The sequence below is a fragment of the Chryseobacterium balustinum genome, assembly GCF_900168205.1.
GTDB lineage: Bacteria > Bacteroidota > Bacteroidia > Flavobacteriales > Weeksellaceae > Chryseobacterium > Chryseobacterium balustinum.
The window spans coordinates 202435-214872 of the sequence record NZ_FUZE01000003.1 but is presented as its reverse complement, the minus strand read 5'-3'; the positions used below and the strand labels follow the sequence as shown (position 1 = coordinate 214872).

14 protein-coding genes are annotated in these 12438 nt (G+C 31.5%); 7 read left to right on the top strand and 7 right to left on the bottom strand.

From position 1 onward, the window contains the following. Nucleotides 1-106 precede the first annotated feature (106 nt). From B5X64_RS06525 to B5X64_RS06505, 5 genes are all read left to right on the top strand, one after another. Entirely contained in the window at nucleotides 107-340 is a 234-nt protein-coding gene (locus B5X64_RS06525) for a hypothetical protein (protein WP_079464460.1), read from the top strand. Next, complete coding sequence (locus B5X64_RS06520) at nucleotides 324-623, top strand: type II toxin-antitoxin system RelE/ParE family toxin (protein ID WP_079464459.1); 300 nt, start codon at nucleotides 324-326, stop codon at nucleotides 621-623. Before B5X64_RS06525 ends, B5X64_RS06520 begins: the two co-directional genes overlap by 17 nt. Before the next feature lie 77 nt (nucleotides 624-700). Continuing rightward, nucleotides 701-1165 (top strand): GNAT family N-acetyltransferase, encoded by a 465-nt coding sequence (locus tag B5X64_RS06515; RefSeq protein WP_079464458.1) that lies wholly within the window; start codon nucleotides 701-703, stop codon nucleotides 1163-1165. Between the two features lie 14 nt (nucleotides 1166-1179). After that, nucleotides 1180-1761, top strand: coding sequence for an LOG family protein (locus B5X64_RS06510; RefSeq protein WP_172459125.1), 582 nt, complete (start codon nucleotides 1180-1182; stop codon nucleotides 1759-1761). Between the two features lie 81 nt (nucleotides 1762-1842). Continuing rightward, nucleotides 1843-2835, top strand: coding sequence for a GTP pyrophosphokinase (locus B5X64_RS06505; protein ID WP_079464456.1), 993 nt, complete (start codon nucleotides 1843-1845; stop codon nucleotides 2833-2835). A gap of 65 nt (nucleotides 2836-2900) precedes the next feature. On the opposite strand, the gene B5X64_RS06500 is transcribed toward B5X64_RS06505, so the two are convergent. Together B5X64_RS06500 and B5X64_RS06495 are read right to left on the bottom strand one after the other, a co-directional pair. Beyond that, nucleotides 2901-3230, bottom strand: coding sequence for a 2Fe-2S iron-sulfur cluster-binding family protein (locus tag B5X64_RS06500; protein WP_079464455.1), 330 nt, complete (start codon nucleotides 3228-3230; stop codon nucleotides 2901-2903). A gap of 78 nt (nucleotides 3231-3308) precedes the next feature. Beyond that, nucleotides 3309-4364 (bottom strand): NAD(P)/FAD-dependent oxidoreductase, encoded by a 1056-nt coding sequence (locus B5X64_RS06495; protein ID WP_079464454.1) that lies wholly within the window; start codon nucleotides 4362-4364, stop codon nucleotides 3309-3311. A gap of 154 nt (nucleotides 4365-4518) precedes the next feature. Here B5X64_RS06495 and B5X64_RS06490 point away from each other — a divergent pair, with 154 nt between their 5' ends. Continuing rightward, the gene (locus tag B5X64_RS06490) at nucleotides 4519-5289 is read left to right on the top strand and encodes a DUF3108 domain-containing protein (RefSeq protein ID WP_079464453.1); all 771 of its coding nucleotides are present in this window, start codon (nucleotides 4519-4521) and stop codon (nucleotides 5287-5289) included. 1324 nt (nucleotides 5290-6613) lie between these two features. Here the strand turns inward: B5X64_RS06490 and B5X64_RS06485 are convergent. The 5 genes from B5X64_RS06485 to B5X64_RS06460 all read right to left on the bottom strand — a co-directional run bounded on the left by B5X64_RS06485 (nucleotide 6614) and on the right by B5X64_RS06460 (nucleotide 11336). After that, nucleotides 6614-7258, bottom strand: coding sequence for a response regulator (locus B5X64_RS06485; protein ID WP_066678064.1), 645 nt, complete (start codon nucleotides 7256-7258; stop codon nucleotides 6614-6616). Then, nucleotides 7255-8994: a sensor histidine kinase gene (locus B5X64_RS06480; RefSeq protein ID WP_079464574.1), complete on the bottom strand. Its 1740-nt coding sequence runs from the start codon at nucleotides 8992-8994 to the stop codon at nucleotides 7255-7257. The genes B5X64_RS06485 and B5X64_RS06480 overlap by 4 nt, the downstream gene beginning before the upstream one ends. Nucleotides 8995-9263: 269 nt before the next feature. Next, on the bottom strand, nucleotides 9264-10274 hold the full coding sequence (gene pheS, locus B5X64_RS06470) for a phenylalanine--tRNA ligase subunit alpha (protein WP_066678062.1): 1011 nt from the start codon (nucleotides 10272-10274) through the stop codon (nucleotides 9264-9266). 131 nt (nucleotides 10275-10405) lie between these two features. Next, the gene (locus B5X64_RS06465; RefSeq protein WP_079464451.1) at nucleotides 10406-10669 is read right to left on the bottom strand and encodes a hypothetical protein; all 264 of its coding nucleotides are present in this window, start codon (nucleotides 10667-10669) and stop codon (nucleotides 10406-10408) included. Nucleotides 10670-10685: 16 nt separating this feature from the next. Further along, nucleotides 10686-11336: a YceI family protein gene (locus tag B5X64_RS06460; protein WP_079464450.1), complete on the bottom strand. Its 651-nt coding sequence runs from the start codon at nucleotides 11334-11336 to the stop codon at nucleotides 10686-10688. Nucleotides 11337-11409: 73 nt separating this feature from the next. Between B5X64_RS06460 and B5X64_RS06455 the strand changes: the two genes are divergently transcribed. Next, nucleotides 11410-12348, top strand: a complete 939-nt coding sequence (locus B5X64_RS06455) for a sulfate/molybdate ABC transporter ATP-binding protein (protein ID WP_079464448.1) — start codon at nucleotides 11410-11412, stop codon at nucleotides 12346-12348. The last annotated feature ends 90 nt before the right edge of the window (nucleotides 12349-12438 follow it).

Genomic DNA, 12438 nt, shown 5'->3' with positions numbered 1-12438 from the left:
AAAGTCGATTGATTTTGGATATTTTTGTTTCTTTTCTTCCCGGATTTTAGGTTTTAGAATTAAAATTTAATTTAAAAATCATAAATTTGAATAAGAAATATGAATTATGAACTCACAAATTCTCAACGAAAAGCTTGAACTCATTCAATGGTTATCTACCTTGGAAGATACTTCTATTATCAAAAAGCTAATTCAGTTCAGGAAAGAAGAAACAAAAGACTGGTGGAATTCTATTTCAGACGAAGAGAAAAAATCAATTGAAAAAGGAATAGCAGAAGCTGATGAAAATGATGTAAAACCACATTCTGAAGCCAGAAAACTCTATGAAAAGTGGCTATAATATTTCATGGACTCCAAATGCATTGAGCGAATTGGAGGAAACAATTGAATATCTTCAAAAAAACTTTTCAGATAAAGAAATAACAAAATTTGCTCGCAAAATCGAAAGTTTCTCGGAAATAATTTCTCAGAATCCATATATTTTTCCAATGTCTGAACATACAAACATTCACAAAGCGATCATTCTTACTTTCAACACCGTATATTATCGTATTAAAGATAACAATGTAGAAGTTTTATCTTTCTTCTCAAACAGGCAATCTCCTAATAAAAGAAAAATCTAAGCTCAAAATTTATTGATTAATAGTTTTCGCTTTATTTATCAATAATTTTCCTGCATATTAAAATTCAAAATACGCCAATGAAGATCACAAATACTCATCAACTTAATCAAGAACAAAAAGAACAGATTCTGCAATTGTGGAATAATGAATATCCTGAAAAACTAGCTTATAAAAGTATCGGTGGATTTGAAAACTATCTTGAAAAACTCAATGAAGTCAATCATTTTCTTTTAATGAATGATGATAAAAAAATTCAAGGTTGGGCAATAACATTTGAAAGAGAAAGTGAAACATGGTTTGCGATCATTCTATCTGAAAACCTTCATGGTAAAGGTTGGGGAACAAAAGTTTTGAATGAACTGAAACAAAATAAAAAAGAGCTAAACGGCTGGGTCATTGACAATAGTAATGATAAAAAACTTAACGGAAATTTTTACAAATCGCCACTAGAATTCTATTTAAAAAATGAATTTGAGGTTTTATCAGACACAAGATTAGAATTGGAAATTATGTCTGCCGTAAAAATAAAATGGAAAAAATAATTAATAATATAACAATGAAAAGTATCACCGTATTTTGCGGATCAAGTTTTGGTTCGGACGAATTATATAAAGAACAGGCAACTTTATTAGGACAAACTTTGGCAAAACAAAATATCCAACTCATTTATGGCGGTGCCAATGTAGGATTGATGGGTGCAGTCGCTGACGGAGTTTTACAGGAAGGCGGAAAAGCAATAGGCGTTCTCCCCCACTTTTTGCAATCCAAAGAAATTGCACATCAAGACCTTACCGAACTTATTTTGGTAGAAACGATGCACGAAAGAAAAACCAAAATGAATGATCTTTGCGACGGTGTGATCGTTCTTCCCGGAGGTTATGGAACTTTGGAAGAGTTTTTCGAAATGATAACTTGGGCACAACTCGGACTTCATAAAAAACCAATTGCTATTTTGAACATCGACGGATTTTATGATGATTTAATTAAACTTGTTCAGACTATGGTCGATAAAGGATTTTTAAAACAAATCAATAAGGAAATGCTTTTGGTGAGTGATTCTATTGATGAATTATTAGAAAAAATGAGAAATTATCAGGCTCCGACTGTTGGGAAATGGATTTCAAAAGAGGAAGTTTAAATAATTCTAAACTTTCAAGTTAATTAATAATTAGAGAATTATTATTAAAAAGTTTGTAAATTTAAATGATGACTAATTATTATGATAAATGATGATTTAAATAAAATATTAACTCAATATGAGGAAAAATCTCCTTTATATTTATCCTTTAGTTTTAAAGTAGAGAAAATATTACGGAAACTGTGTAAAAATTTTTCGATCCATCAAATTTTAAGCCGGATAAAAACCAAAGAAAGTCTTGCACAGAAAGTCATCAAGAAGAATAAATACGAGAAGCTTGATGATATTACCGATATTTTAGCACTGCGGATCATTACTTATTTCGAAGACGATATCTCAAAAATAGAGGAAATCCTTAACAAAGAATTTAAAATTGACTGGGAAAATTCTATTGATAAAAGAAATATTGAAATTGATAAATTTGGGTACCGAAGCGTTCATTACATCTTACAACTGAATGATCATAAAGCACAAACAGCCGGGTATGAAGAGTATAAAGATATTAAATTTGAAATTCAGATACGGAGTATACTTCAACATTCGTGGGCAGAAATAGAACATGATTTGGGTTATAAATCTTTTACCCAAATTCCTCAAAAAGCAAAACGAACATTCTACAGAGTAGCGGCATTACTTGAGCAAGCCGATATTGAATTTACAAAGCTAAAAAAGGAAATTAAGGACTTTGAAAACACGATTACTAAAAATTTAAAAAGTAAAGAAAAATCCATTGAAATCAATGAATCAACAATCATTGCGTTTGTGAAAAAAAATCAACTTTTGCGAGAAATTGAAAATGAAATCAAGAAAGCATTAAAGCTTAATGAAAATCCTAAGTTCGATTCTACTTACATATCATCTAATAATTTCTCATCACAGCTTAAAGATTTAAAAATATTTGATTTAACTCAACTTGAAGAAAATCTCATCACTTACAAAGAGCAAATCAGTGCCCGTCAAATAGATTATTTAAAATCTTTAAATGAAAATGTTACTAACAGTAAAATAAAAATATCTTTAGTACAAGGTGCTCCGATACTTTGGTTAATTGATTATTTTAAAAATAAAGTATAACGTTTATAAACAAAAAACTCCCGAAGAAAATCTTCAGGAGTTTATATTGTAATTTAAAAAATTCTCTAAGGATAAGGAGCAATTGCCACAGCCAAACCTTCCATCGAAGGAACCATATGCAATTGGCAACCCAATCGACTGTTGCTTTCCACATGAAAAGCTTCACCCAACATTGCGTCTTCTTCATCGCCCATTGGCTCAAGTCCCGGATCTTCCAGTACATAAACCTGACACGATGCACACATTGCCATTCCGCCACAAACTCCGATGGTACCTTCTTCTGCTAGTTCATAAGCACGGATAATTTCCATCAGGTTCATCGACATATCTGTAGGAGCAGCAATATCATGCGTAACACCTTCCCTATCGGTAATTTTAATATTTATATCGCTCATCTTTCGTTGATGGTTAATGGTTGATGGTTGATGGCTTTTGTTTTACTAACAACTAATAACCAACAACTAACAACGAGATTAATCTATTTTCTTTACAACCGCTTTCTCAGCTTCTTTTCTACTTCCGTCGAAACCATCGACTCCACTTACAGTTGTATATTTTAAAACGAATTTTTTACCCGGATTCAATCTGTTGTAAACACTCTGACACATCAAAGTAGCCTCGTGGAAACCACAAAGAATCAGCTTTAATTTTCCAGGATAAGTGTTGATATCGCCAATTGCATAAATTCCGTCGATATTAGTTTGATAGTCTAATGCATTGTTTACAACGATTGCATTTTTTTCAATATTTAAACCCCAGTTTCCGATTTCGCCCAACTTTGGCGTCAATCCGAATAAAGGAATGAAATAATCTGTTTCGATATCGTAAGGATCTTGTCCGTCAACAGCTACCGTAATGGCTTCAACTTTTCCGTCTCCTTTTACTCCAGTCACTTCAGCAGGAGTAATTAATTTAATTTTCCCTTGATTTTTTAAATCCTGTACTTTTTCTACAGAATCTAAAGCACCACGGAACTCGTTTCTTCTGTGAATCAAAGTCACTTCACTTGCCACATTCGACAAGAAAACGCTCCAGTCTAAGGCAGAATCTCCACCTCCGGCAATCACAACTTTTTTATTTCTGAAATGTTCTGGTTCTTTCACGAAATATTCAAGACCTTTTTCTTCATAGTCTGCCAAGTTTTCAAAAGTAGGTTTTCTAGGCTCAAAAGTTCCCAAACCACCTGCAATAGCAATTGCTTTACATCTGTGAACAGTTCCTTTATTAGTAATTACCTCAAACCATTCATCATCTACTTTTGTATAAGAGATTGCAGTTTCTCCTAAAGTGAATCCCGGCTGAAACTGTTTGATTTGCTCCATTAAATTATCTACCAATTCACCTGCATTTACAGAAGGATAACCCGGAATATCAAAAATCGGTTTTTTAGGATACAATTCTGCCAACTGACCTCCCGGTTGAGGAAGTGCGTCGATGATGTGACATTTCATTTTAAGTAAACCAGCTTCAAACACAGCAAAAAGCCCCGTTGGTCCTGCGCCGATAATCAATATATCTGTAGTGATCATAATATGATGATAATTTAATAATTTGTAGCTGCAAATTTACTAATTTTAATGCGAAGCATATTTAATTATACGCAAATAAAAAACTGAGATTTATCAAATAGACGCAAGAAGCTGATAATTAAAAAATTGGCAGCGTTTTTGTAAACTGTAAATTATGAAGAAGATACTTACTATCATCACTTTATTCGCCTTCTTTTTGGGTTACTCTCAACTGGCTAATGTCGCAGATGGAGAATCGATTAGTCTAAGAATACATTACGGATTTCTAAATGCAGGAACAGCGAACCTTACAACCAAGAAAGTTAACTATAAAGGAGTTCCACATTTATACGTAAAAGGAACTGGGCAAACCACGGGCGCTGTAAAAGCTTTTTTTAAAGTTGAAGATCTATATGAAAGCTACATCAATATCGATACAGAATTGCCTAGCTTTTATGTAAGAAATGTAAAAGAAGGTAGCTATACACAGCATTTTCAGACCGTTTTTAATCACGATAATCAAACATTGATTTTAACAGATAAAAAAACTCCTGCAAATGGTTCAAAGCTAATAAAGTCTGTAAAAGGCGTACAAGACATGCTTTCATGTTTTTATTACCTAAGAAGTAAAACGCCTGCAGAACTAAAAGTAGGAACCGTTATTAATATGAATGTATGGATTGATGATGAAATGTTTCCTTTTCAGCTTAAAGTGACCGGAACTGAAAATTTAAAGACAAAGTTCGGAACTATTAATGCTTTGAAAATTATTCCTTCTGTAAAAAGCGGTAGGGTTTTTAAAGAAAAAGAAGGGGTTACAATGTGGGTAAGCAATGATTACAATCACATTCCTTTGTTGCTTAAAGCTGAATTGGCAGTTGGTTCTTTGAAGGCAAGTATTGATGATTACAAAAACGTGAAATTTCCTCTAAAGTTTACTAAATAAACGATATCGAGTATCAGTTTATCGTTTGGGTTGTGGACTAAAAATCTACTTATAAGTTTCTATTTTTGTTATAATTGCACAAATAGTATATTAAAGAAAACATGAAAAAACTCGTGTATTATTAGATTATAATTTCTTTTAAGCTAAAAGTAAAGTGTATAAACACATCATTCTAACTATTTTTTAGACCAATAAAAAAAGCCTCAGAAATTTCTCTCGAGGCTTACCAACCTAAATTAACATACTTGTGGAACTATTTTCCCAGGTATTATTATGAAAAATTTTCCCGGTACCTATAACAAAGTTTTTCAACTCTGTTATTAGTACTTAGGGCTATATCATTTGTGTTTATGTGTTATAATAAATTTGTGTTTATTTTTAGCATCTTTTCGCAGAGCTTTTCAGCTCTGCAATAAGACACATATATTTTCATCATTTGTGTTTTTGAAATTAACCTCAAATTTTAAATCTATCTTTCTTTAAATATTTTCAAAATACTGAGCTTTTTTCGTTTATCATTTGTACTGTAAAAGTAGGAAGATTTAGAAATGTTTTCCGCATACTTGTTGTAGATGTATTTCTATGCCTGCATAGATATTTATCTACAAAAACATTGCGCTGTTTATGAACAGCTATTGCAATTATTTCCAATAGACCCACAACTGGATTAGAAGATTTTTAAAAAGAAATTATTGATGATCATAAAAATACAAAGCGCTTCATTTAGCTGTGCAAAAAAAAGCCTCCGGAAAAATCCGAAGGCTTACCAACCTAAATTAACATGCTTTGAAATCATTTCTAGGGATTATTACCATGAAAAACGTTATCCCTAAAATACATATTAAAAAAACTATTTTTAAATCTGTGATTATACTCACAGTTTTCATCATTTGTATTTAATAAATATATTTATTGATTGTAAGGCATCGTTTACAGAGCTTTTCAGCTCTGCAATGATGACACTTAGGTTAATCAATTTGTGTTTATATGTTATACTGATTTGGTTTTACTTTTTAGTATCCAGTTGCAGAGCTTTTTTTCAGCTCCGCAATCAGACACTTATTTTTTTTTTCATCATGTGTGTTTTTAAATCAGCTTCAATATTTTAATTTATTATTATTTGAATATTTTCAAAATTCTGAACTGACTTTTAGATTAATGACCTTAAAAAAATTTTTTGATAAATTCTTTTTTCGTTCATCTTTCATACTGTAAAAATAGCAAGATACAGAGGTATCTTGCTAATATTTGTTGTAGATGTATTTCGATGCTGTTGTAGATATTTATCTACAAAAATAGATTAGGAAAATAAATAAGAATAAAACTAATGGTAGTTTTTGATTAAGTCTGCTAAATCAACTACATTTTCGATATGTAGTTTATCAAAAATCCGTTTCTTAATGGTACTAATTGTATTCTGCTTTACATTAAGATTATTGGCAATTTCGAGATTCCCGTAACCTTTTGCGTACAGCTCGGCAATCTCCAGCTCTCTTTCAGTAAGTTTTTGTAAAGGATTGATGCTGCTTCGATTTTGCAAAGAATCAATTAAAATATCCTGGGTAATAGAGGAGATATACTTTCCGGTTTGATGAATTTTGAGAATCGCTTCTTTTATTTCACTTTCTTCACTCAGTTTACTTAGGAAGCCGTTGGCTCCGGCATTAATATATTTAATAGACTGTGTACTTTCGTCTACTCCAGAAAACACCAGAATTTTAATATCTGGCTTAAGACTTCTGATATCAGAAATTATATTCAGACTGTTTCCATCTGGAAAAATAGCGTCTATTACTACAATTTCTATTTGTCGCATTCCTACAGCTTCTAAAACTTTCTGAAGCGTTGATGCATGAAAAATCTCGCCTTCAAAACCAATTTCTTCGATAAGAAATTCTACGCCCTGCCTTATGAGGCTATGATCATCTGCAAGTAAAAAATTAATGGTTTTAGTTTTTAAATTATTCATTTATTGACATTCAAATTAATAGTGAAACTTACTGTTGTTCCTATATTTTGTTCGCTATCTACCGAGATATTTCCAGAATACAACTCTACAATTTCTTTACATAAACTCAATCCTAAACCTGCACCCAGGTTTTCTACATCTTCAGATAAAACACCTTGGTAATAAGGTTCAAATATTTTCTCGAGATCAGATTTTGAAATTCCCACTCCCGTATCACTTATTATGGTTGTTAAAGCAACAGTATTTTCATCGATAAATTCTGCTTTGGTAATTACCTTGATTTCTCCGTTCTCAGTAAATTTGTTTGCATTGGCAAGTATATTCATGAAAACCTGATTGATCTTTGTATTATCAGAATACACCTCAATTTTCGGGTCTATATTTTCTTCAACAAGAAACTTATTATTTCTTGTTTCAATATAAGGTTCTATCGAATTTAAGATAGAAGTTATTTCATTTTTAAGATTAAAAACCACCGGTATTAACTGGTTTTCTACATGTTGATTTTTGGTATATTCTAAAATCTGATTGGCCTGCATCAATAAGGTATTATTGGTAAAACTGATCGACTTTAAGTATTCTTTAATGCTATCATCATTCGTTTTTTTATTGATCTTTCTGATGAAAATTCCAATAATCTTCAAGGGTGAACGCAGTTCATGACTCAACATTCCCAAAATTCTGTTTTTAAAATTAAGGTTCTCATTAATCTGCTTGTTGGCAGCATTGAGTTGATTTTCATATATAAATGCGATTCTTGTAAGATACATTATTAATATAGACACAATAAACATCAAAACCATTGCTCCCAAAATCAGATTTGTTCTAATCTTATTGTTTTCAGAATTTCGCAGAGCATATTCTTTTTCAAGATCAGCCTTAGAATCTTTGATCGCAAAATCGTAAATATTCATCACCCCATTACTGTAAATAAGAAGTTTATTAAATATGGTATAAAATTTACTGTTGTTATTTTGTTTTCCGATTACCTGTACCTGCATTTTCTTTATTTCTCCGGTATAATAATTTTGAACAAGATTCATTACACTGTCTACATCAGCTTTTATAGCAGTTGCTTCCGGAATCTTTCCTTGTTTCACGGTAATAATTGTACTCTCTTTACGTACGTTCTCTTTCCCGGATATTGCATCTCCCAAACGTCCGAAAAGACCTTTTTTCTTAACCGTATCAGCAATCGTTTTTGTTTCTACGTGAAAATCATATTTATCCAAATTATAATTGCTCTCATACTTTTTCAGCGAAGGTAAAGGAGTGGGAGCTTTGAAATTTGATTGGGTAGAATATTGATAAGTAGAATCAACCAAAAGCTTCAGGTTTTTACTGCCTAAAGAGTCTTTTTTTTGAAATGATAATATATTTTTTAATTTAGGAAATTTAGCCTCATAGCTATTAATGTTGTCTAAATTTGCGCCTAATTTGTCTAAAGATGCGAAATAAGAATCCAAATACTTTTTGTCAGCATTTACAAGATATTGCTGAAGAGAATTTTGAGCGTTTAAAAGCTCTTTTCTGGAGTTATCTGTTAAGTTTTCAAGAGAATTTACTTCTTTTAATTGATTTTCAATGAATGCTAAATTCTTTCTATTGATAAATTCGTTATAAAAAAAGCCTGCAATGATAAGCTGTATCAATAAAATACAAAAGATAAGAGAGTAATGAACGATTTTTCTGAATCTAAAATTTAACGATTTAGGTTGGTTATCTGTTGACTTCATATACATGTATTTAAAGCTTTTTGCGATCAGTATCAGATTTGAACTCTTAGTTACAGACTGCAAAAACATTCTGGTATATTATCATTTGTTTAGAATGATATATTTTGTAAATCGGAAAAAACCCTATCACAACACTTATACTTTATTCTCTGAATTCTATAAAAAAATGTATTTTTTTCTTAAAAAAGATTCGTCTTTAAGTGATTTATAAAGTTAATAAAAAATCCCGTGAAAATTCACAGGATTAAAAATTATTTATGTTAAATTAATTACAATGTTTTAAACTGTTCTAAAGTTCTTATATCATTCTCAAAGAACATTCTAATGTCGCTCATTTGGTAAAGAAGCATTGTAATTCTCTCAATACCCATTCCAAAAGCGTATCCTGAATACTTCTCAGAATCAATATTTACATTTTTCAAAACAGCAGGATCTACCATTCCGCAACCCATAATTTCTAGCCAGCCTGTTCCTTTGGTAATTCTATAATCGGTTTCAGAATTTAATCCCCAATATACATCAATCTCGGCACTTGGCTCTGTGAAGGGGAAAAATGAAGGTCTCATTCTGATTTTAGACTTTCCAAAAAGTTCAGTAGTAAAAAACTGAATCGTCTGCTTTAAATCTGCAAAACTCACATTTTCATCAATATACAAACCTTCAATCTGATGGAAAATACAATGCGAACGTGAAGAAATAGCCTCATTTCTGAAAACTCTTCCTGGAGATAAAATTCTGATAGGCGGCTCATTTTCCTCCATATAACGAATCTGTACCGAAGAAGTATGTGTTCTTAATAAAATATCCGGATTCTGCTCGATGAAGAAAGTATCTTGCATATCTCTGGCAGGATGATATTCCGGAAGATTCAGCGCAGTAAAATTGTGCCAGTCATCTTCAATTTCCGGTCCGTCTGCAACGGCAAAACCAATGGATTTAAAAATCTCAATAATTCTGTTTTTCACTAAATTAATTGGATGTCTAGATCCTAAATCTAAAGGAAAAGCAGGTTTTGTAAGATCTTCTTTTTCTAAAATAATAGAAGAAGCAGAAGCATTTTTTAAATCTTCCAGCTTTACATTAACCGCTTGCTTCAGAGTATTGATTTTCTGTCCGAACTCTTTCTTCTGGTCATTTGGAACTTCTTTAAATTTTTCAAAAAAATCATTCAGAACTCCTTTTTTCCCATTATACTTGATTCGGAAGTTTTCTATTTCCTCTTTACTTGTCGTATTGAAGCCATTAACCTCAACAAGCAATTCTTCTATCTTTTCAATCATTGTTTTACCCTTTCAAAAAAATGTATTTGCAAAAATACGATTTTCAGTTTAAAAAACCTTTTCAATTTATCATAAAATAATCTGTCTCATGAGAAACAGATTATATAATTGCTATTTAAAGCTGATTTGATTTAATCTAAAAACGCTATTGCAGCGATACTTATTAAAATTGTAAAAATATTAATTCCAAAAACCAGATAATACTCTTTATTTTTTCTCAGCACATTAATCAAACTCAAGAAAAATGCAAAAACCACAAACAGCATGGCTGGAATTGTAAATAGTTCTCCAAAAACCTGAATGATTTGATTGCTGTAAGAAATATAATAAAGAACCTGAAGACTCAATAAAAATATCAGACAAGCAATACTGATTATTAAAACAACCTTACTCATCTTTGTTTTGTTTAAATTATTTTTTTTCTAAAGCTTTCACTCTAATCTGAAGTGTCACTTCATTTTTAATGACTCCGTTTGCAGCAGGAGATTGAAATTTCACTCCAAAATCTTCCCGCATAACGTCTTTAGGTTCAGTTGCAATACTTACCTCTGCTCCATTTACTGCAACATTTGCTTTAAACTGCACAGGTTTTGTAATTCCTTTTATTGTTAAATTACCATCTAAAATGGTATTGTAATCGCCTTCTGAAGACGAGCTCACTTTTGTAATTTCGTAAGAAGATGTTGGAAATTTTTCAACCTCAAAAAAGTCAGTACTTTTCAAATGACCATTAAGTTTCTCTAATTTTTCAGCATCATTTTTCAAATCTTCTGAACTTAGAGATGCCATATCTGCCACAAATTTTCCGCTTTCAAGTTTTCCGTCTTTTATCGTTACGTCACCGCTTTCAAATTTGATGGTTCCGAAATGACTCGTATTTTCAGATTTAAAAACCTTATATCCTTTCCATTCTACATTACTGTTTAAAGTATCCAAAACAAATCGGCTTCCGTCTTTCGTTGTTGTGACCTCATTGGTATCACTTGTTACCGGTTTTTCTTTAGAACAAGAAACAACAGTGAACAAAGCGGAAATAGCGAGAGAAAATAATATTCTTTTCATTTTGATATAATTTATGCATGGCTAAATTACTAAAAATATGCCAGTCTTCCCCAAAAACCCTTATTTTTGCAGTATGCTATTAGAGATAAACAACTTATATTTTTCTCATTCTCAGGAAAAACCGCTTTTTCAAAACTTTAATCTGAAACTGGATGAAGGTAAAATTATTGCATTGGCAGGTGAAAGCGGTTGCGGAAAATCTACACTCTTAAGTCTTATCTACGGATTACACGACTGGAATCAGGGTGAAATTTTATTTGAAGGCAGAAAATTGATGGGACCGAAAGGAAATCTTGTTCCGGGTGAAGCTGAAATGAAATTTGTAGCACAAAATTTCGATTTAATGCCTTATGCAACGGTTGCAGATAACGTGGGTAAATTTATTTCTAATATTAATTTAGCTAAGAAAAAAGAGAAAGTTTTAGAACTTTTGGATGTTGTAGGTTTGGTTGAATTTGCGAATGTTTTACCAAAAAATTTAAGTGGCGGACAACAGCAAAGAGTTGCCATTGCAAGAGCTCTTTCTGTACTTCCAAAGTTGCTTTTACTTGATGAACCATTCAGCAATCTTGATTTTGCCCGAAAAATAGAACTTCGTGAAAAACTGTTCAGATATGTGAAAGAAAACAATATCTCTTTGATAATTTCTACTCACGAACTGCAGGATATTATTGCATGGACCGACCAAATTATCGTTTTACAAAACGGAAGACTGATTCAAAATAACTCTGCCGAGGAAACATATAAAAACCCTTACAATCCTTATGTAGCAAAGCTTTTTGGGGAAGTAAATATTTTCAGTGAGAATGAAATTTCAGACTTACCTATTTCCAGATTTTTTTATTATCCGCATCAGATCAAGATTTCTGAAAATGGTGAAGAAGCAGAAGTTTTAGAAAGCAGATTCGCAGGAAATCATTACTGGAACAAGATTAAATTTAAAAGCAGAGAAATGGTGATGTTCAGTACTCATCAGCTTGAAAATTCAATTCATATTACTTTTGAGTATTAATATTAAGAAAATATTAAGTATCTTAATGTTAGTATGTTGATAATTTTCAACGAATTAACAATTTTCATCCTACTTATTTCGATATCTTTG